The 21,174-nt window shown below is 67.8% G+C and carries 18 protein-coding genes; 8 read left to right on the plus strand and 10 right to left on the minus strand.

Going from position 1 to position 21,174, the window contains the following annotated elements; genetic code table 11:
• Positions 1-5: 5 nt before the first annotated feature.
• Genes PGN27_RS05345 through PGN27_RS05360 form a run of 4 tightly spaced genes read left to right on the plus strand, consistent with a single transcriptional unit; the run spans position 6 to position 4,410 of the window.
• On the plus strand, positions 6-1,604 hold the full coding sequence (locus PGN27_RS05345; RefSeq protein WP_335325151.1) for an N-acyl-D-amino-acid deacylase family protein: 1,599 nt from the start codon (positions 6-8) through the stop codon (positions 1,602-1,604).
• A 60-nt stretch (positions 1,605-1,664) separates the two neighbouring features.
• Positions 1,665-2,801 (plus strand): mandelate racemase/muconate lactonizing enzyme family protein, encoded by a 1,137-nt coding sequence (locus tag PGN27_RS05350; RefSeq protein WP_335325152.1) that lies wholly within the window; start codon positions 1,665-1,667, stop codon positions 2,799-2,801.
• Positions 2,798-3,445, plus strand: a complete 648-nt coding sequence (gene eda / locus PGN27_RS05355) for a bifunctional 4-hydroxy-2-oxoglutarate aldolase/2-dehydro-3-deoxy-phosphogluconate aldolase (protein WP_335325153.1) — start codon at positions 2,798-2,800, stop codon at positions 3,443-3,445. Before PGN27_RS05350 ends, eda begins: the two co-directional genes overlap by 4 nt.
• Positions 3,442-4,410: a sugar kinase gene (locus tag PGN27_RS05360; RefSeq protein ID WP_335325154.1), complete on the plus strand. Its 969-nt coding sequence runs from the start codon at positions 3,442-3,444 to the stop codon at positions 4,408-4,410. Before eda ends, PGN27_RS05360 begins: the two co-directional genes overlap by 4 nt.
• Positions 4,411-4,497: 87 nt before the next feature.
• Here PGN27_RS05360 and PGN27_RS05365 read toward each other — a convergent pair whose 3' ends face one another.
• The 8 genes from PGN27_RS05365 to PGN27_RS05400 form a co-directional block, all read right to left on the minus strand.
• Positions 4,498-4,878, minus strand: coding sequence for an STAS domain-containing protein (locus PGN27_RS05365; protein WP_335325155.1), 381 nt, complete (start codon positions 4,876-4,878; stop codon positions 4,498-4,500).
• A gap of 689 nt (positions 4,879-5,567) precedes the next feature.
• A complete protein-coding gene (locus PGN27_RS05370) occupies positions 5,568-6,950 on the minus strand; it encodes a metallopeptidase TldD-related protein (protein ID WP_335325156.1) in 1,383 nt (460 codons plus the stop codon).
• Complete coding sequence (locus PGN27_RS05375; protein WP_335325157.1) at positions 6,947-8,464, minus strand: TldD/PmbA family protein; 1,518 nt, start codon at positions 8,462-8,464, stop codon at positions 6,947-6,949. Before PGN27_RS05375 ends, PGN27_RS05370 begins: the two co-directional genes overlap by 4 nt.
• A gap of 25 nt (positions 8,465-8,489) precedes the next feature.
• A complete protein-coding gene (locus tag PGN27_RS05380) occupies positions 8,490-8,966 on the minus strand; it encodes a GreA/GreB family elongation factor (RefSeq protein ID WP_335325158.1) in 477 nt (158 codons plus the stop codon).
• 77 nt (positions 8,967-9,043) lie between these two features.
• Positions 9,044-10,297 (minus strand): NAD(P)/FAD-dependent oxidoreductase, encoded by a 1,254-nt coding sequence (locus PGN27_RS05385; protein WP_335325246.1) that lies wholly within the window; start codon positions 10,295-10,297, stop codon positions 9,044-9,046.
• 149 nt (positions 10,298-10,446) lie between these two features.
• On the minus strand, positions 10,447-11,970 hold the full coding sequence (locus PGN27_RS05390; RefSeq protein WP_335325159.1) for a PucR family transcriptional regulator: 1,524 nt from the start codon (positions 11,968-11,970) through the stop codon (positions 10,447-10,449).
• A 9-nt stretch (positions 11,971-11,979) separates the two neighbouring features.
• A complete protein-coding gene (locus PGN27_RS05395) occupies positions 11,980-12,801 on the minus strand; it encodes a CbiQ family ECF transporter T component (RefSeq protein WP_213449442.1) in 822 nt (273 codons plus the stop codon).
• Positions 12,802-12,823: 22 nt separating this feature from the next.
• Positions 12,824-14,842 (minus strand): ABC transporter ATP-binding protein, encoded by a 2,019-nt coding sequence (locus tag PGN27_RS05400; protein ID WP_036460963.1) that lies wholly within the window; start codon positions 14,840-14,842, stop codon positions 12,824-12,826.
• Positions 14,843-14,948: 106 nt separating this feature from the next.
• Here PGN27_RS05400 and PGN27_RS05405 point away from each other — a divergent pair, with 106 nt between their 5' ends.
• Positions 14,949-15,398: a MarR family winged helix-turn-helix transcriptional regulator gene (locus PGN27_RS05405; RefSeq protein WP_335325160.1), complete on the plus strand. Its 450-nt coding sequence runs from the start codon at positions 14,949-14,951 to the stop codon at positions 15,396-15,398.
• A 13-nt stretch (positions 15,399-15,411) separates the two neighbouring features.
• Complete coding sequence (locus PGN27_RS05410; RefSeq protein WP_335325161.1) at positions 15,412-16,617, plus strand: MFS transporter; 1,206 nt, start codon at positions 15,412-15,414, stop codon at positions 16,615-16,617.
• A gap of 25 nt (positions 16,618-16,642) precedes the next feature.
• Here the strand turns inward: PGN27_RS05410 and PGN27_RS05415 are convergent, their stop codons facing one another.
• Entirely contained in the window at positions 16,643-17,365 is a 723-nt protein-coding gene (locus tag PGN27_RS05415) for a VIT1/CCC1 transporter family protein (protein ID WP_335325162.1), read from the minus strand.
• 80 nt (positions 17,366-17,445) lie between these two features.
• Between PGN27_RS05415 and PGN27_RS05420 the strand changes: the two genes are divergently transcribed.
• Positions 17,446-19,416, plus strand: a complete 1,971-nt coding sequence (locus tag PGN27_RS05420) for an acyl-CoA dehydrogenase family protein (RefSeq protein WP_335325163.1) — start codon at positions 17,446-17,448, stop codon at positions 19,414-19,416.
• A 33-nt stretch (positions 19,417-19,449) separates the two neighbouring features.
• Here the strand turns inward: PGN27_RS05420 and PGN27_RS05425 are convergent, their stop codons facing one another.
• A complete protein-coding gene (locus PGN27_RS05425; protein WP_335325164.1) occupies positions 19,450-19,998 on the minus strand; it encodes an LppP/LprE family lipoprotein in 549 nt (182 codons plus the stop codon).
• 347 nt (positions 19,999-20,345) lie between these two features.
• Between PGN27_RS05425 and PGN27_RS25700 the strand changes: the two genes are divergently transcribed.
• A complete protein-coding gene (locus tag PGN27_RS25700) occupies positions 20,346-21,140 on the plus strand; it encodes a tyrosine-type recombinase/integrase (protein WP_418888554.1) in 795 nt (264 codons plus the stop codon).
• Positions 21,141-21,174: the final 34 nt, after the last annotated feature.

The raw sequence follows: 21,174 nt of genomic DNA on the forward strand, positions 1-21,174 counted from the left end.
TATCGATGCTCGACACCCTCATCACAGGAGCACGGGTCATCGACGGTACCGGTGCGCCCGGTCGGTTGTGCGATGTCGGCATCGTCGATGACCGTATCGTCCATGTCGGGACGTCCCCGCACTACGAGGCGACCGTCACCGTCAATGCCGATGGCATGCTCCTGACACCGGGTTTCATCGATCCGCACAGCCACACCGACTGGTCGGTGCTCGGTAATCCGGAGGCGCACAGCACCATCCGGCAGGGCGTCACCACCGAGGTGGTCGGAAACTGCGGCGTCACCTACGCACCACTGCATGATGCCGACGTGCCCGCGGCACAGAGTGCACTTGCTTCCCTCGGGTACGCCGAGAAGATCGGCTGGCGTACCTTCGGCGAACTGCTCGACACCGTGCACGGCGCGGGTACCACCCAGAACCTGCTCTGGTTCGTCGGCCACACCGCGTTGCGCACCGCGGCGGCATCCCGCGCCGCCCACGACGGTGTCGACCGACGCAGCGAGCTGATCCGCCTGCTGGAGGAGGCCTTGGAGGCCGGTGCCATCGGATTCTCCAGCGGTTTGGAGTACGGATCCGGGCGCTTCGCCGATACCGACGAGTTGGCTGAGTTGGCATCGGTCTGCGGTAAGCGGAACGGCATGTACACCAGCCATATCCGCAACCGCGATACCGGACTGGGCGCGGCGGTGGACGAGTTCTTCGACGTCGTGCACCGCGGCGGCGTGCGAGCGCAGATCTCACACCTGAACGTGCGGCACGGAACCGGTGCCTCCGAGGGCGCCTGGCAGGAGGCCGTCGAGCGCGTGATCACAGAACGTGAACGCGGATGCGCAGTGCTGGCGGACATGACCCCGTACCCCGACGGTATCGGCATGGCGGCAGGCCTGTTGCCGCCATGGCTGGCGGACAGACCGGCCACCGACATCGCCGAATTGCTGGGCGACTCCGACATCCGTCGACGGGTGCGCGCGGACTCCGATCGTTACTGGCGTTTCATCCACCGCGGGCAGTGGGATCGGGTCCGGCTCGGAGTGAGCGCGACGCACCCCGAGTGGGAGGGCCTGAGCTTCCCGCGCATCGCCGAGCTGCACGGAAAAGACGAATGGGATTGCCTTTTCGACATCCTGTCCGCCGCCGGACCGGATCTCGGATCCGTCCAGCTCCTCGGTGAGCTCTTCACCGAGGATCACCTTGCCGAGGCGATCGGACACGACCATTTCCTCCTCGGCGTCGACGCCTTCAGCGCCCGATGCACCGGACCGCTGGCCGCCCGCACCCGACATCCGCTGTTCTATTACGGCCACACCCACTATCTGGCCCACCACGTCCCGGCCGGAACGCTGACGTTGGAGGATGCCGTTCACCGGATGACCGGAAAGGTCGCCGACCACTTCGGGATCACCGGACGCGGTCGCATCACCGCGGGGCACTACGCCGACCTGGTGCTGATCGATCCCGGCATTCTCGCCCGCACCGACACCTGGTCTCTGCCCGACGGTTACGCCGATGCGGCCCGCCATGTCTGGGTCAACGGAGTCGCGGTGGTCACCGACGCCGTACACACCCGCAGCCGTCCCGGACAGCTGTTGGCACGGCATACCTGATTCCCCGCACCATCACACGACGTCCGCCGACGCGGACGATGAAGAGGAGCACGTTTACCCATGAAGATCACCCGAATCGACACCTGCGGCCTGCGCGGCGCCACCCCGGAGGGGGGATGGTCGAACGAACTGCAACCCGACGACGTGGTCCACACGCTGGTCGCCGTCCACACCGACACCGGCCACGTCGGGATCGGCAGCGCCTTCACCTCGGAGGGCTTGATCCGTGCCGCGTTGGACCTGTTGGCCCCCCAAGTGATCGGGCAGAGCGCGCTGGAGGTCGAACGGCTCACCGAAACCCTGCACCAGAGCGCATTCTGGATGGGCCGCGGCGGCACCCTGACCCACGCGACGAGCGCCATCGACATCGCCCTGTGGGATCTCGCCGGACAGGCACTCGGACAACCTGTCGGCCGCCTGCTCGGCGGGCGTTACCGCGACCGGGTACGCCCGTACGCGTCGGTGCTGATGGATGAGGCACCGGTGATGTCGGAGAACCTCACCGAGCTTGTAGAACACGGCTTCTCGGCATTCAAGATCGGCTGGTGGAAGTTCGGCCGGGTGGATTTCTCGACCGACGAACGCACGGTCGCGGCCGCCAGGGCCGCGGTGGGCGACCGGTTACTGGCCGTGGATGCCGGCGGTTCGGAGGCTTTCTTCCCCGGGACACTGTCCTGGGCGAAACGCACCGCCGATATGCTCGCCGACTACGAGATCGCCTGGTTCGAGGAAGCTCTCGATCCTGATGACATCGACGGATTCGTGGCGCTGCGGGCACACTCCCGCGTACCCATCAGCGGCGGCGAGGTGCTCACCCGTCGACAGGCATTCGCGCCCTATCTCGCCGCCGGCGCCTTCGATATCGTCCAACCAGACACGACCAAGGGCGGTGGGCTCAGCGAATCACGACGAATCGGTTGGGCCGCACAGGATCGCGGGATCCGCCTGGTGCCGCACGGCTGGAACACCGCCGTCGGACTGGCCGCCGACCTGCACCTGGCCTCGGCGCTGTCGGGCACCGATCTGGTGGAATACAAGACCGGAGCGGCCTACATCGACGAACTCGTCATCGGTGGCTGGGAACTGGACACCGACGGCATGCTCGCGGTGCCGGACGGGCCGGGCCTCGGTATCGCTTTGTGCCCCGAAGCGCTGAACCGCTACGGGACCAACCCCACATTCGCGGCGGCGGCATGATGCCAACGCTGGCCGGACATCCGCTGCTCGATCATCCCGTCATCCCCCTGGCGACGGTGCGCGCCGAAGAACATATCGATGCCATCGGTGACGGTCTCGTCGCCGCGGACCTGCCGGTGGTCGAGGTGGCGTTGCGCGGACCGCACGGCATGACTGCCATTCGACGCCTCGCGGCGCGCGGCGATCTGCTGGTCGGCGCCGGAACGGTGCTGACCAGCGAGCAGGCCGCCGAGGCGCTGGACGCAGGTGCCGGATTCATCGTGGCACCGGGTCTGGACATCGAGGTCGTGCAGCGGGTGACCGCCGCGGGCTGCCCGGTGATACCCGGGGTGCTCAGCCCCACCGAAGTGGCGGCCGCCGCGCGGCTCGGCCTCACGCACCTCAAACTGTTTCCCGCATCGGCCGTCGACGCCCGTGTGATGCTCGGCGCCTATGCCGATGTCTTCCCCGACATCCGATTCATGCCGTCCTCGGGCGTGAACCAGCACAATATCGGTGAGTTCGCACGCCTGCCATCGGTATTCGCCGTCAGCGGCAGTTGGATCACGGCGGCGGCCGCGGCGGGGGCGGCGGGGGCGGCGGCCGTGACCGAGGCCGCCCGCACTGCCCTCGCTGCGTGTCCGACTGCGGGTCTACCCAGGTGACCGAGCCCCGCATACTCGACGTCGTCACCATCGGCGAAAGTCTCGGCCTGCTCAGCAGCGAGGAAGCGGGGGCACTGCGGCACGGAAGCCGGATGCGACTGACCTTCGGCGGTGCCGAGAGCAATGTCGCCATCGGTGTCGCGAGGCTCGGGGGTACGGCGGGCTGGATCGGCCGCCTCGGCGCCGACGCCGTCGGCGAGGTGATCCTGCGGGAGTTGCGCGCCGAATCCGTTCAGCCGCATGCCACCATCGATCCGGTGGCGGCGACCGCGATCATGCTCAAAGAGCTACCGGTGCCCGGGTCCAGCCGAGTGCGCTACTACCGGCAGGTGCAGGCGGGCAGCCGGCTGACGGCAGATGACGTGCCCCACGGTGTGGTGGCCACGGCGAAGATCCTTCATGTCACCGGCATCTCGGCGGCGCTGGGGCCCGGCCCGCTGGGGGCGATTCACCGCGCGATCGAAGAGGCCAGGGCGTCTGGCACGCTGGTGTCATTCGATGTCAACCATCGTGGCTCCCTCTGGGCGGACGAGGATCTCGCGGTGAAGACATACCGGAGCCTTGCCCAGCGTGCCGATATCGTGTTCTCCGGTGACGACGAAGCGGCGTTGGTCACCGAAAGCCACGATCTACGAGCGCAACTGGACACCCTGCTGGAATGGGGCGCGCACCAGGCCATCGTCAAACGCGGTCACCGGGGCGCAGTTGCGGCAACCCGTGACGGCGACTACGAGTCGATGCCGGCCGTCGAGGTACCGATCGTCGACACCGTCGGCGCCGGCGACGCATTTGTCGCCGGGTGGCTGGCCGAACAGGCCAGCGGTGCCGGCCTGCGGGCGCGGCTGGCCACCGCAGTCGCCTGCGGCGCGCTGGCTTGTACCGCCCGCGGTGACTGGGAGGCCAACCCCACCCGCGCGGATCTGGCACAGCTGGAGCGCCAACCCGCTGATCCGGTCAGTCGATGAGGTGTCGAACACTCCCCACCCGTCGAGTCCGGTCAAATGGGGGCGAGTGGAGGGCGGCCGATGGCCTGGGCCGGCGAGCCTGACCACTCAACCCGCAGCCCTGTCAAGCAGCGTAAGTGCGTCGCGCATCGATGCGCACAGGGTGACTTCTCGGTCGGCTTTCGTCAACGTGATGGGTCGGCTGGTCGCATAATTGGCGGCCACCACCGCTACGGTGCAGGCGCGTCCTGCGATCCGGTGCGCATTTATCAGAGCCGTGATACCTGCCGATGCCAGGAATTCGACTTCGGTGAGGTCGATGATCAACGTGGACGGACCCCTCGCCAGCGCCTGATCGAGGTGCTCGACCAGGGTGCGTGCGGTCAGCATGTCCACGATGCCCGCCACCCGGACCACCATGCCGTTTCCGGCAGCCACGGTGCTCACCGCGATCCCGTTATGTTGCTGTTGTTCAACGTCATCCGACATTGTGATCTCCAGTTCTTCGCCGACACCCCGATCAGCGCAAGCAGGATTCAGAGCCGTCCCGCTCCGCACCGCAGACGCAGCTGAGCCTTCCTGACGCCGCGGGGCGCCACGAACCCTGCACCACGGACGATCAGCACTGTCCCACAGGGTGTTTCGGCGATCATCTCTGCGCCGGCCATCCGGTCGCCGATGTCACATAACACCGATCCCGGCTTGGACATTTCCTTCGGCACCCGGAACGCCGTGCCCACAACACGGTAGGACTGCCCGACCGACAGTGAAATGGGTTCGCGGGCGCCGATTCTGAAATCCAACCCGTCATCGGCGCCGGACAGCGTCCGCCGATCCGGCGTCACACCAGTTACCCGCGCACCCCGCGTGGCCGCACCCGTGACAACCGCACATACCCGCACCACCCGGCGGCGTCGCCCCACAAAACCCAAAATGACGACCACGCAACAAACCCCCGTTTGCTACACACGGCCAGGTACCCCATTACCACAGTTCAGCCGCGAATAAGGCCACAATCGCATATAACTGACTGCCGTGTCAACTCAATGTGGCCGAGTACTCTTTCTGGCGCCGGGAGACATGGGGGCCGAAAAGATCATTCGATCAACTCTTCCTACGGCCCGAAAGACGGTGCATCCGGCCTCGGACACGCCCGCTCGCGGGGAAGGGGTCCGTAGCTATTGCGCCTGACTGACCGAGGACATGTGGAAGTCGGGGATCCGCAGCGACGGCATGGTCGCCCGGGTGGCCCAATCACCCCATTCCCGCGGCAGTGTCGGTTCACTGACCCCGGCCTCGGTGGCCCGGCGCAACAGATCCAGCGGGCTCTCGTTGAACCGGAAGTTGTTCACCGCGGCGGTCACTTCGCCGTCTTCGATCAGATAGACCCCGTCGCGGGTCAGCCCTGTCAACAACAACACCGTCGGATCGACGGTGCGGATATACCACAGCGTGGTCAGCAGCAGCCCGCGCTCGGTCGAGGCGATCATGTCCGCCAGCTCCGCGCTGCCACCGGTGACCAACAGGTTGTCAGCCGGAACCGCCACCGGCGCAGCGAATTCCGCGGCCGCCGCACGGGGATAGGCCAGCGCGTTGATGACACCGTCGCGAATCCAGTCCACCCGGCCGATATCCATCCCGTTGTCGAACACCGACGCCTGGTCCGAGGACGTCGGCACCGCGACGAATGGCCGGCATTCCTGGCCCGGCGCAACAGGATCGGAGTACATGGTCAACCCGAGGTCGGTGAGCTTCTCCCCCACCCTGGTCCCACCAGGCGCCGACAGCGCCGACCGGCCTTCCTGCGCCCCGCGACCGTCCATGCTCCACGCCAGATAGATGAGCATGTCGGCGACGGTCGAGGGTGGCATCAGGGTCTCGTAGCGGCCGGCGGGCAGCTCGACAATGCGTTCCGCCCACCCCAGACGCAAGGACAGATCGGCCAGCAATGCATCAGTGGACACATCGGCGAAATCGGGTGTACCGACACCCGCCCACGCGCTGGCGCCGCCGCGTTTGGCATTGATCTCCACCGAACCGGTCGGCTGCGTGTAACGCCGCCGCAGACCGGTCGAAGTGGCCACGAACGTGGTCTCCAGGACATGACGGGCGTACCCGTAGAGCTGATCCCCGGCGCCCCGGGCCGTACGGAAACCGCGCACCAAACCCGTTGCCACATCGCTGAACACATCGACACCGGTACTGGGCACCGCGGCATACCAATCGGCGGGACCGGCGTCGGCGGGCAGGGCCGGCGCGGCATCACCGGCCGCAGGGGCCGCGGCAGCCGCATCCTGGGAGGCAGCGACCAGCGCGGTGATCGCGCCGGGATCGACCTCGGTGCTGCTCACCGATCCGACATGCGCCTGCTCACCGCGCCGGATCACCGAGATGACCGTCGTACTGCGTCCGACGGTTTCACCGTTGGTGGTCATCGAGTTACCGGCCCAGCGCAGCGACGCGTCCGCGCGGTCGGTCACGATGACGATGGTCTCCTCGGCACGGCCGAGCCGGGCGGCCTCGGCGAGGGCCTGGTCGACGACTTGCTGTGGCGCGATCATGCGCGACCCGATTCTGCTTGGGTGTTCAGGACATTGATACCGCGGAACAGCGCCGACGGGCAGCCGTGGCTGACCGGGGCGACCTGACCGGGCTGGGCCTTGCCGCAGTTGAACGCGCCACCGAGGCGCCATGTCGACGGTCCGCCGACGGCCTCCATGGAACCCCAGAAGTCGGTGGTGGTGGCCTGGTAGGCGACATCACGCAGCTGACCGTCCAGCCGACCGTCGCGGATCCGGAAGAACCGCTGCCCGGTGAACTGAAAGTTGTAGCGCTGCATATCGATCGACCAGGATTTGTCGCCGACGATGTAGATGCCGTCGGACACCCGGGAGATCAGGTCGGCGGTGGTGAGGTCCTCGGTTCCGGGCTGCAGCGACACATTGGCCATCCGCTGGATCGGCACGTGCTGCGCCGAATCGGCGTAGGAGCATCCGTTGGACCTGCTCACCCCGAGCCGCGGCGCAAACACCCGATCCAGCTGATAGCCGACGAAAACGCCGTCGCGCACCAGGTCCCAGCTCTGGGCGCGTACCCCTTCGTCGTCGAAGCCGACGGTGGCCAGGCCGTGTTCGACGGTCCGGTCGGCGGTCACGTTCATCACCGGCGATCCGTACCGCATGCTGTTCAGCTTGTCCGGTGTCGCGAACGACGTACCGGCATAGGCCGCCTCGTAACCGATCGCCCGGTCGTATTCGGTGGCGTGCCCGATGGATTCGTGGATGGTCAGCCACAGATTGGTCGGGTCGATCACCAGGTCGCACGGCCCGGCGGTGACGCTGGGTGCCTTCACCTTCTCGGCGAGCAGCGCGGGCAACTCGGCCAGTTCGGCGCTCCAGTTCCACACATCGTCGTCGACGACGGCTTCCCAGCCACGTCCCATCGGAGGTGCCAGCGTCCGCATCGTCTCGAACGACCCCGCCGACGCGTCGACGCTGACCGCATCCAGCAGTGGTTGCACCCGCACCCGCTGCTGGGTGGTGGAGGTGCCGAAACTGTCGGCGTAGTAGGTCTGTTCCTTGACCGCCTGCAGACTGGCCGACACGTGATCCACCCCGTCGGCAGCGAGCAGTCGCTCCGAATAGTCGCCGAGCACCGCGATCTTGTCGGCCGTCGCGATCGTGAACGGGTCGATCCGGTAGCTCGACACCCAGCGCAGATCGTCATAGACCGGTTCTTCGGCCAATTCGATGCGCTCGGCGTTCAGCGGTGCCAGCGTGGTGGCCACCCGGACGGCACGGCGAGCGGTCTCGGCGGCCACGTCCGGGGCCAACTCGGCGTGCGCGGCGAAACCCCAGGTGTCGTCGACGATGACCCGTACCGCCAACCCGATCTCATGGTTGATATCGGCGGTTTCCAGGCTGCCGTCACGCAGCTGGATGATCTCGGTGGTCAGTCGGTGGATCCGCAGGTCGGCATAGCTGGCGCCGGCCGCCAACGCCGCCGAGAGGGCGGCGTCGGCCAGTGCCCGGCGGGGTAACGCGAGAAAATCGGCATCGACCGAGTGGGCAGTCACGGCCCCCACCGTAGCGGGCCGTCGGTCAGCGTGTGTGCATCCCGTAGGGCACGGCCGAGACCAGCGTCACCGCCTGGAGCCGACCCGTCGGCAGTCGATACTCGCGCCTCTCACCGGCGCGCGCGCCGCAGATCGCCTCGCCGAGAGGCGAATTCACCGAAAAGACCTCGATATCGCCGTAGTCCGCGCCACGCACCCCGAGCAGGAAGGTCTCGGTTTCCGGGGTGGGCGAACCGTCCTCGAAGCGCACGGTCAACACCATGCCGAGTTCGGCGACACCGTCGTTGGGCGGGTCCTCGCCGACGACCGCGGCGGCCAGCATGTCGTGGATCTGCTGGATGCGGCCCTGCTGCGCGCGCCGCACGGCCACGGCGTTGCTGTCGGCGGCGTCGCTGTCGTCACCGTCGACGCCGGTGATCGACCAGGTCCGCAGCACCTCCAACTCCTCGAGCAATCGGGCATGGGCGTCCGGGGTGAGCCAGACAGGCGTCGCGGTGGTCATGGAAACTCCTCGTATCGATGGAAGGTCGTCAGGGGCGGGGATATCCCTCCGCCCCTGACGACAGGGTGAAAGTCGGGTCAGCGCAGCGGGTCGAACGCACGCAGCGCCTCAGGTTGCTTGCCGGTGGTGATCTGTTCGGTCAGCAACCGGCCGGTCACCGGGCCGTGGGCCAGTCCCCACATGCCGTGCCCGCCCGCCACGTAGACGCTGGGACCGACCTGACCGATCACCGGCAGACCGTCGGCGCTGACGGGCCGCGGCCCGACCCACACATCCTTGGCCTCGTCCCATCGGACACCGTCGAGCAGGCGGGCGGCCGACCTGACGATCGAGCGGACCCGGGCCGGCGCGATCGGCGCCTGCGGTTCCCGGAATTCCATGGTGCCCGCCACGCGCATCGCGCCCTGGTAGGGCGTGCAGGCCACCCGTTCGGTGGGCAGGTAGATCGGGCCCGGCATCGGACGGTCGATCGGCACGGTGAACGAGTACCCGCGACCCGCCCGGACCGGGACCCGCACCCACGGCTGGGTGAGTTCGTTCAGCCATGCCCCGGTGGCGACGACGACGGCGTCGGCGGTGTAGTCGGTGCCCCCTGCGCCGCGCACGAGGACGCGGCTGCCCTGCGGGCTCACGCCGATGACCTGGTCGACAGGCATGTCCGCGCCGCGTTCGGCCACCGCCTGTCCGAGGGCGGTCACGAACCGGCCGGGGTCGATATAGCGCTGCCGATCGACGGCGACGGCGACGGTGGCCACGCCCGAGGTCAGCGGCACGGCCTCGCGCAGGCCGGCACCGCGAAGCTCGTTCACCTCCACGGTCAGGCCCGCCCGCTCCAGCATCGCGATCTCGTGCCGTAATTCACCGGCTTGGGCGTCGGTCTCGAACAGCGCGGTGATCGCCGATTCGGTGACCGGCACGTCCACCCCGTTACCCGACAGCACATCGAAGGCCTCCAGGCATTCGGCGTTGAAAGGCTGATTGGCCCGCACCGCGCGCTCGGCCGAGGCCGTGGTGCAGTGGCGGGCGAAGGTGGCGAGGAAACGCGCGAGGCCGAGATCGGCGCGCAACGGAATATGCAGTGGCGCAGACGGATTGAACAACGATTTCAGTCCGTATCGCAGCACCGCGGGCTGGTTGAGGGGAATGGTCAGCGCAGGCGAGAGCCAGCCGGCATTACCCCACGACGCGCCGGCCGCCACCCCGGTCCGGTCGATGACGGTGACCTGCACACCACGTTCCTGCAGGAACCACGCGGTGGACAGTCCGACGATGCCGGCACCCACCACCACGACCTGCCGTGGTCCGCCGTCGATACGATCGACCCCGGCCATCCCCTCGCCCATGGCGTGCCCTCCTGACTCCGATGCTTCGGTACGGCGTCGTCGTCCGACGCCGTACTGGGCCATCATGCGGCGGACGGGAGGGCATCGCGTTGCGGTATCCGACAGTTGAACCTGCGCGGTTTGTGAGGATTCGACAATCAGGTGCGGTCGAGGATTGCCAGTTCGATCATCATGGCCAGCCGCTTGCGCGGATCGTCGACCTGCACCGCGGCGACCTCGGCCATCTTGCGCAACCGGTAGCGCACGGTGTTCTCGTGCACGCCGAGAACCGCCCCGGTGCGCACGGGATCACCCTGGCATTCCAGCCACACCCGCAGGGTCCGCACATACGGAGTGCCGTGTTCGCGGTCGTGCCGGTGCAGATCGATCACCGGTCCACGGCTCGGGCCGCGGCCGTTGTCCACGGCGGTGCGCAGCCGCTGCAGGACCAGGTCGTCCCAGGATTCGTCATAGGCCGGCGGGGGTAGATCCGGCGCTCCGGCCTCGTGCAGGGCCAGACATTCGTCGGCCTCCCAGCGAGCGGCGGCCAGCTCGCCCGCCTCGGCGGCCCCGCTGATACCGGCCATCAGCGTCGCCTGCCCCGGCAGGACCGCGCGCAGTTCGTCCAGCCACGCCCGGGCGGTGTCGGCGCTCTCCCCCGGCAACACCGTGTACACGGTGTTCTCCGCCAACGCGCTGCGCCCGGGACGCGACCACCCGAAGCCGGCCGTGGCCTTCTCGAAGGTCACCAGCAGCGCGGTGTGCCGGTCGGGTTCCAGCCGGGCGCGCAATGCGATGACCCGCAGCGGCCCCAGCGGCAACCCCACCCGGCTGGCCACCGCGACCGCATCGGCGGCACCCTCGAGCAGACGCTGCACAGATTCCGATTCCACCTGGCGCTCCAGGTCGGCACTGGCCCGCGAGCGCAGCAGATGCAGCGCGACGGTGCGCACCCCGGTGCGCAGCGCGGTCAGCCCCGTCCCCTGCAACGGCTCGGAACAGGCCACCCACACCGAGCCCAACAGCTCGCGGCCGACCCGGGCGGCGACCACCATCCGTCCGGTCAGTCCGAGCTGCGGGTCCGGATCGACGAAGATCGGCTCATCGGAGGAGCCCAGATGCGCGAAGACACCGCGGCGGGTCAGCTCATCACGAACCCGCGCGGGTTGCTCGCGCCGCAGGATGGTCTCCACGCGCGCCGCATCGGCCGTCTGCTGCAATCGCGAATAGGCCAGCATCTGCGCGTGCCGATCCTCGATGATGACCGCGCCGCCGATCGCCGCCGCCAGGCTGTCCGCAAGCGCGAACAGATCGGTGGGACCGCGGCCCGATTCGGTCTCCCGGCCCTCCAGCACCAGCCCGTATGCCACGGCCGCCAGCTCGCTCCACGGCAGCGCGGCGTCCACCAACAGCACCGCGACGCCATCGGGAAGCGACGCGGGAACCTCGTCATCGGCGCCCCGGACCAGGACCACGGCCGCATGCGCCGAGACCGCCCAGGCCAACGCCTGATCCACCGAGTCAGCGCCGATGGCCAGCAGCACGTCACCGAGCACCGGCTCGCCACCAGCGGTCTCGGGCAGCACCACGCTGCGCAGTTCGGTGCTGCGCGGCACCGCGCACAACCGCGTCACCACGCCATACCCGCCCAGCACATTGACCAGGCGATCCAAGGTGATCACGATCGCAGCCTAGGTGGTGGCCAGAAAGGTGAACCCCTCGATATAACCCGCGACCCCGCACACCAGCGCCAAGACGATCAGGGCGACCACATCGGCGGTGTGCAGCCGTGACGGGTGCGCAGAGAGCTGGCCGGCACCCCCGCGCGCGGTGATGGCATCACCCATCTCATCGGCGCGCCGCAGCGACACCGTCACCGTGGCGGCCAGCAGGTCGATCAGATCGGACACCTGCGCCTTCATGCGCTCGCGGCGGCCGTCGGGCAGTTCCCGCGGACGCAGCCGCCGCGCGGCGTAGAGGATGCGGAATTCGTCGATGAGCATCGGGAAGGCACGCAGCGACAGCGCCACGGTGGCGGCCCAGTCGTCGATCGGTAGCCGCAGCCAGCGCAACGGTCGGCCGAGCGTCGACACCGCGGGGGCGATCTCGGCGACGTTGGTGGTCCACGAGACCAGCAGGCCCATGCCCAGCAGGACGATCGACACCGCTGTCACGCGCAGGAACTTCAGCAGCCCGCCCAGCTCGAGCTCCAACCCGCCCAGCGTGACGATCGGGGTGCCACCGGCGAACGCTGCGGTCACCCCGCCGAGCAGGATGAGCAGCCAGATCCACCCAGGGATGCTCGGCAGCGCACCGCGCGGCACTCGCGCCAGCAGGATCGCGACGGCCAGCAGAGCCGTGATCATCGCGATGGGGATCCAGCCCGGGTAGAGCACCATCAACACCGCCAGCGCGACGACGCCGATGAGTTTCGTGCCGGCCCAGAGCCGGTGGATGACCGTGTCGCCAGGCACCGGACGGAGCAGGACCAGCGGCCGCTTCTGTTCGCTCATGTTGTTCGCTCGCAAGCTTCGCTCATGACGGCGTCCCCGATGTGCTCGCGGGTACCGGCACCAACACGCCGTCGCGCAGGTGCAGGGTGCGCGGGCACAGCTCTTCCAGACCCGCGAAATCGTGGGAGATCACGATGATCGTCAGCCCGCCACGGCGCAGCTCCTCCAGCAGCCGCAACAACCCGCGGGCACTGGTCGCATCCAGTCCGGCCAGCGGTTCGTCGAGCACGATGGCCCGCGGCGCACGGGCCAGCAGACCGGCCAGCACCACTCGGCGCATCTGCCCGCCCGAGAGCTGATCGATGCGCCGGTCGGCCAGTTCGGGTTCCAGGCCGACGGTGGCCAGCGCGGCGTTGACCTTGCCGCGGTCCCGCGCGGAAAAGCCGGCGGCCGAGGCGATCTCGCGGAACACGTGACTGCGCATCAGCTGCAGTCGGGCGGCCTGGAACGACAACGCCACCGCGCCCACCTGCTCGGCCACCGGCCGCCCGTCGAGCAGGCAGGTGCCGGTGGTGGGCTCGGTCAGTCCCGCCAGGATCCAGGCGAGCGTCGACTTGCCCGAGCCGTTGAGCCCGTGGATCAGCACACCGTCGCCCTCGTAGACGGTCAGGTCGATATCGCGCAGCGCCGTGGTGGCCCACGGGGTCCCGTCGCCGTAGCTGTGACCCACCCCGGAGAGTTCGAGGACCGGGACGTCGCTGGGACGCTCGCCGGTCGGCTCCGGCGGATCCGCGGACTCCACCATCGCCGATCCGCCGGTGAGGTTGACCACCCGTTCGGCGGCCTCGGCCTCGCCGTTGTAGTGGGTGATGTGCACCAGGGCCATGTTCCGGCGGCGGGTCAGCTCGGCCAGCATCGACATCAGCCCGTCGCGGCCCTCCTGGTCGACCATGCTGGTCACCTCGTCGGCGATCAACAGCGCGGGTTTACGCGCCAGCGCCGCGGCCACCGCGAGGCGCTGCAGTTCGCCGCCGGACAGGCTGCCGGTGTCGCGCTCGTCGAGTCCGTCCAGGCCGACCTCGGCCAGTAGGGCCGGCACGTCGACGGTCGTCCCGGCGGGCAGTCCCCAGACGACATCGTCGGCCACCCGGGTGCCGAGGATCTGACTTTCGGGGTGCTGCATGATCACCGCGGTTCCGCCGGGTGCCCCGAGCCCGACGGCGCCGGGGCGCTCGACAACACCCTCGGTCGGTGGGCGGCCGCAGAGCACCAGCATCAGGGTGGTCTTCCCGGAGCCGTTGGCGCCGGTGACCGCGATGTGCTCGCCGGACTGCACACTCATCGACACCGGTCCGAGCGCATCGCGGTCGGTACCCGGGTACCGGAACACGACATCGCGCAGGTGCAGCGGTGTCGGTGCGACCGGATCGGACTCGTCCAGGGATTCCAGCTTGTGCACATCGGGAACACCCGCCAACCGGCTGAGCACCCGGGACAATGCCCACCACCCCACCAGCCCGACGAAAACGATGGCGATCAGACCGTAGGAGAAGATGAGAATCGGCCAGTGATCGAGCAGGAAGCCGAAGATCTCGCGCACCTTGTCGGCGAGCGGTTGCAGGTCGGGGACGTAGCTCAGGATCGCGACGGTGCCGTCCACGTTGGCGGTCATCGCGGCAAAGACCAGCTCGCGCATGCGGGTGGCCACCAGCAGCACCAGCACAACGGCCGCGCCGAACAGCGCGCCGGCGGCCGCGGAGACCACGAGCACGGTGGGTAGACCGCGACCGCGGCGTTTGACGAAGCCGACGAGCCCGCCGACATACGCGCAGTTGAGCACCGTCATCAGGCCGCCGATACCCGCGATGATGAAGGCCACCAACGCGCCTGCGACGGTCGCGGCCACCAGCACCCGCAACCGGTAGCGGTATGCGAGCAGCCCCATGGGCACGGTGGCCAGCAGGGACAACCCGGCGGCGAACGGGACCACGACGGCAATGATCGCGATGGCCGCGGACAGCGCGGCCATGACGGAGGCTTGTGCCAACTCCCCCGGAAGCAATGAACCGGCCCGACGGGGGCGCGGCGGACCTGGGGGCATCACCCGATTCTGCCAGTTGACAGCGGCGCCCCGGTGCCACGGACTGTGACGGTGACCACGCCGACAGATTTGCCGATGCATAGTAAATCTATGTAACCTTGGTCGAGTGGATCGCCAAGACCCCGCCGCCCTCGGCGCCGACCTGCTGGCCGTCGTCGCGCGCATCAACCGACTGGCAAACCAGCGGATCGAGCTGCCGCTGCCGTTCGCTCAGGCAAGGCTGCTGGCCACCATCGAGGACCAGGGCCGAGCCCGGATCTCCGACCTGGCCGCCATCGACCACTGCTCACAACCGACGATGACCACCCAGGTGCGCAGGCTCGAAGACGCCGGGTTGGTCTCGCGGGCGGAGGACTCCGCCGACGCACGGGTCGTGCTGATCGAGATCACCGACGCCGGCCGGGCCATGTTGAACCGGGTGCGCGCCGATCGCAGTGCCGCGATCAATCCCTATCTGGAACATCTCGACGACGCGCAGCGTGGTGCGCTCGTCGACGCGATACAGGTGCTGCGTGGGCTGCTCGACGACGCCCAGCAGGACCGCCGACCGAAGTAAGGAGTTTCACGCCATGTGGCGTCAACCGAAAGCCGTCTGGGCTGTTGCCTTCGCCTCCGTCGTCGCCTTCATGGGCATCGGCCTGGTCGACCCCATCCTCAAACCCATCGCAGACAACCTGAACGCCACCCCTTCGCAGGTCTCCCTGCTGTTCACCAGCTACATGGCGGTGATGGGTGTCGCCATGCTGATCACCGGCGTGGTGTCCAGCCGGATCGGCCCGAAAAACACCCTGCTGATCGGCCTGGTGATCATCATCGCCGGGGCCGGGCTGGCGGGGATGAGCGAGACGGTTATGGAGATCGTCGGCTGGCGGGCGCTGTGGGGGCTCGGCAACGCCTTGTTCATCGCGACCGCACTGGCCACCATCGTCAACGCCGCCTGCGGATCGGTGGCACAGGCGATCATCCTCTACGAGGCCGCCCTCGGCCTCGGTATCGCGATCGGTCCGCTGGTCGGCGGCGTGCTCGGCTCCATCTCCTGGCGCGGACCGTTCTTCGGGGTGTCGGCGCTGATGGCCGTGGCGCTGGTGGTGACCGTGTTCCTGCTGCCGTCCACCCCGCGTCCGGCGCGCGCCACCAGCATTGTCGACCCGTTCCGGGCATTGCGGCACCGCGGCCTGCTGGCCGTCTCGCTGACCGCCCTGTTCTACAACTTCGGCTTCTTCACGCTGCTGGCGTTCACCCCGTTCCCGCTGGACATGAACGCCCAGCAGATCGGGCTGATCTTCTTCGGCTGGGGTGTCGCGCTGGCGTTCACCTCGGTGGTGGCGGCACCGCGGCTACAGCATCGCTTCGGCACCATCCCGACGCTGGTGGTCAACCTGCTCGCGCTGACGGTCACGCTGGCCGTGATGGCCATCGGAACCGCCGACAAGGCGGTGCTGGCGACCTGCGTGGTGGTGGCCGGCCTGTTCATCGGCATCAACAACACGCTGATCACCGAGACCGTGATGAAGGCCGCCCCGGTCGAGCGAGGCGTGGCATCGGCGGCCTACAGCTTCTTGCGCTTCGGCGGGGCGGCGGTGGCGCCGTGGCTGGCGGGCACGCTCGGCGAGCATGTCAGCATCCACCTGCCGTACTGGGTGGGTGCCGGCGCGGTGGCCGTCGGTGCCGCGCTGCTGTTCGCCGCACGCGGGCACCTGACCGGCGTCGACGCCCACGAGGAAGAGCTCGAGGAATTGACCGACGAGGCCACCGCGGTCACCGTCGGCAACTGAGTCAGCTGCACCAACCGACCGCGCACTAGCTGACGGCGACCCCCACCACGGAACCCACCAGATAGGTGGCCGCGATCGCAGCCCCGCCCAACAGCAGCAGCCGCAGCGACGAGAACAGCGGTGGGGTGCGGGTGAACTTCGAGGCCAACACACCGGTGATCGCCAAACCCAGCCCGCCGCAAGCCAACCCGGCCCACAGCGAAGCAAATCCGAGCAGGTACGGGATCAGCGGCACGATGGCGCCGATGGTGAACATCACGAACGACGAGATGGCCGCCACCCACGGTGAGGGCTTCTCACGCGGGTCCACGCCGAGTTCCTGGACGAGGTGGAAGTTCAGCGCACGATTCTCGTCACGGTGGATCTCCTCGGTCGCGGCCGCCGCGGTCTGCGGTGTCATGCCCATCTCGACGAGCATCGCGGTGAGCTCATCGCGCTCGGCCTCCGGCTGGTTGAGGAACGAGCGGCGTTCGACCCTCACCTCCGAGTCGATCTGCTCATTGGCCGTCGTCACCGAGGTGAACTCCCCCAGCGCCATGGAGAACGCGCCGGCCAGCAGGCCGGCGATACCCGCCAGCACCACCGTCTGCGGGTTCGCGCCGGCCGCGACGCCGGCGATCAGTGCGGTGTTGCTGACCAGACCGTCCATCGCACCGAAGGTGGCCGCGCGCAGCCACCCGCCGGTGACATCGGCATGCTTGTGGTCGGGCACATGCGGGAGACCCGTCGGCGACTGAGGATCGGACATGGCGTCATTCAACGCTTGGCATTTCCTGAGGTCTTACTCAGGTTTGCCTTGCCGAGAGAACGGGCACGTTACCGTCTGCTATGACCACTACCGCTGATCACCTCCGCAACGCCCTCGACGGCCGCTGGCGCGACGTGAAAAACCAGGTCCGCGCCGAGCTCTCGAGCGAGGTGTTCCGCCCGCACTACACGCCGAACACCGTCATCGCCCGGACCAAGGTCGCCGAACAGCTCAAGATCATGGCCGCGCGCGGGGCCGCCGAGGACGGTTTCAAGAAGGAGCACGGCGGCAACGGTGACGTCGGCGCCGCCGTCACCCAGATCGAGATGCTCGCCATGAGCGATCTGTCGCTGATGGTGAAAGCCGGTGTGCAGTGGGGACTGTTCGGCGGCGCGATCGAGAATCTGGGCACCGAACGCCACCACGACGCCTACGTCCGCAAGCTGATCGATCTCGAGCTGCTCGGGTGCTTCGCGATGACCGAGACCGGCCACGGCAGTGACGTGCAGTCCCTGGAGACGACGGCCACCTACGATCCGCAGACCCAGGAGTTCGTCATCGACTCCCCCACGCCGTCCTCCCGCAAGGACTACATCGGCGGTGCGGCGGAGACAGCACGGGTGGCAGCGGTGTTCGCGCAGCTGATCACCAAGGGCGAGGGCCATGGCGTGCACTGCTTCGTGGTGCCCATCCGCGATGACGCCGGTAACGATCTGCCGGGCGTGACCACCTCGGACTGTCACTACAAGGGCGGGCTGCCCGGTGTCGACAACGGGCGCATCCAGTTCGACCAGGTCCGCATTCCCCGCGAGAATCTGCTCAACAAATACGCCGATGTGTCCGAGGACGGCACCTACAGCTCGCCCATCGAGAACAAGGGCCGCCGCTTCTTCACCATGCTGGGCACGCTGATCCGCGGTCGGGTGACCGTCGGCGGCAGCGCCGGCGCGGCGGCACGGGTGGCACTCGACATCGCCACCCGATACGCACTGCAGCGCAGGCAGTTCGAGGCACCCGGTTCGGAGAACGAGGTGCTGATCATGGACTACCTGGTGCATCAGCGCCGGTTGTTCCCGCTGATCGCCAAGTCCTACGCCCTGCAGTTCGCGCAGAACGAGTTGGTCGCCAAGTGCCACGAACTGCAGACCGCCGAGAATCCCGACGCCGAGGAGCAGCGCGAGCTGGAGTCCCGCGCCGCCGGGTTGAAGGCTGCCAACACCTGGCATGCCACCCGGGCCATCCAGGAGGCGCGTGAAGCATGCGGCGGCGCAGGCTATCTCGCCGAGAACCGGTTGATCGCCCTGAAGGCCGACACCGACGTGTTCACCACCTTCGAGGGTGACAACCACGTCCTGACCCAGCTGGTGGCCAAGGAGCTGCTGACCTCCTACGCCGACGACATCAAGGGCATGAGCCCGGTGGAGTGGGTGCGGTTCGCGGCCAACTTCGCCGGCGAGCGGGTGCTCAAGCGCACCGCGGCCCAGACGATCATGCAGACCATCGTCGACAGCCGCGAGGACAACGAGGAAGAGGGCTCGTTGTTCAATCGCGGCACCCAGGTCAAGATGTTCGAGGACCGCGAGGAGTACATGCTGGCCTCGGTGGCGCGCCGGCTGCAGAGCAAGGCCAAGGAAATGTCACCGTTCGAGGCGTTCAACTCGGTGCAGGACCATGTGCTGCACACTGCGCAGGCGCATATCGACCGCATCATCCTCGAGGCGTTCGTCGCCGGTATCGACGCCTGCGAGGACGAGCAGGCCCGCGAGATCCTCGGCATGGTCTGCGACCTGTACGCACTGTCGGTGATCGAAGAGGACAAGGCCTGGTTCGTCGAACACCGCTTCCTGTCGACCGAGCGGGCCAAGGCCGTCACCCGCGGTATCAACGACCGCTGCCGCCGGTTGCGCCCGCACGCCGAGCTCCTGGTAGACGGGTTCGGTATCCCCGAGCAACTGCGCTACGCCGAAATGCTGCATCCCGAACACATCCCGGACGCCGACGAGCACGAGGAGAAGGACGCCGTCAGCTCCGGGACGATCGAACCGAAGTAGCACGGGTGCCCGATCCCCGGCGCGGCGAGCGCCTCACGGGCCGGGGATCGGATCCAGCGCCTTGAGCGATCCATCCTCGCCGATCTGGAAGCGCACCTGACCGATTCCGGTCGGGCAGCACGGCTTGTCTTCGCCCTGCAGCCACTGATACTGCACCGCCGCGGTGGTGTCACCCATCGCCACCACCGTGGTGTACGGCCGTGGCCGCGGGGTGGGCGGACCGAGTGGCGTGTTCTTGTCGAAGAAGAGCACCTGCACGGCCGCATCGGGGGCCTTGTCGCCCGTACCGATCACCACCCAGTGCAGTCGGCAGTCACCGGTGTGGCCGCGCGAGGTCTCCGTCCAGCGCTCGCCCACACCTTGGATGGCGGTGCGCACGGTCTCGGTGGTCGGGGTGTCCTGGGCGGGGCAATCCGCGGACGTCTGCGGGGCGGAGTTCTTCGGACTCCAGCCACACGAGGCCAGTGCCGGCACTGCCAGCGCCGCCAATGACACCGCCGCGAAAGCGACGCTAAGGCGGTGGATTCGGCGCGATCGCGACCATTGCGTCGCTGTCGGCGGGTGCGGGCTCGTCAGTGACATGAGACGAGCTTACGACCGAGATGAAAAGCTCCCCCGATTGGACTCGAACCAATAACCGCCCGATTGATGGTTGCTGCGGAGGCCGCGTAATCGAGTTACATCGATGAAAGTTGTTCCGCCACATACCTTTTAAAAGTGAGGCGGCTCACAGGTGAATTTGCCAGAAGGTTTCGCAATCCGGCCAAGTCGCCTGACTTGTTGTGCCAATATTCCCCCCACGCGCGTCGTCGAAATTTATCAGCACGTCAAAAGGAAGCTCACAGGATATGCATGCCCAGATGTATCTACTGCCCTCTAGCTGGGAAAACGCGATCTCACAGTGGTGCGCGTGGTTGGTAGCCGCGGGCATGGCCCGGACCAGCATCAAGACACGCCGAGGGCACGTACGCGCCGTGGCCCGCACGCTGGGCGCAGGTACACCGGCCGAAGTGACCACCACTGACCTGGTGACACTCGCCGCCAAACAGAAGTGGTCGAACGACCACCGCCGCGGCCTGCGGACCTCACTCATTCTCTTCTACGACTGGGCGGTCGCTCATGGGCACGCCAGGGCCAATCCGGCGCACGAGTTACCGCAGGTCCCCGAATCGAAACCGCGACCGAGGCCTGTACCTGATTGGCTATGGGACGAGGTCGTTCGCAAGGCTGGGCCTCGCGAACTGCTAATGGCGCGTCTCGCGTGCGAGCTCGGACTCCGACGCGCGGAGGTCGCCCAGGTGCACACCGACGATGTCTTCTGGAACGGTGACGGCTACGCGCTCATGGTCCACGGCAAGGGCCTACGGCAACGTGAGTTGCCTATGCTCGACGACCTGGCCGAGGAGGTCCAACGCGGACCTGGCCGTTGGTCCGGCCACGACCGTGGATACCTGTTCCCCGACAAAGAAGACGGTCACCTGTCCGAGGGGCATGTTGGGGTCCTGCTCAGCCGACTGCTTGGTCCGGGGTGGTCTGGCCACAAGTTGCGACATCGATTCGCCTCACTAGGCTTCGCTGGCACAAAAGACCTGCTGGCTGTCCAAAAATCGCTGGGCCACGCATCGCCTGCTACGACAATCCGCTACACAGCATCAGCAACGTCGGAAATGCGAGCAGTAACCGAGGCCGTAGCTGCTCGGCGACCGGTCGCGGCTATCGGGTAGGGCGTCGTACGGACCCGACTTTTACCCCATAGGG

The organism is Mycolicibacterium neoaurum (genome assembly GCF_036946495.1).
In the GTDB taxonomy this organism is placed as follows: Bacteria; Actinomycetota; Actinomycetes; order Mycobacteriales; family Mycobacteriaceae; genus Mycobacterium; species Mycobacterium neoaurum_B.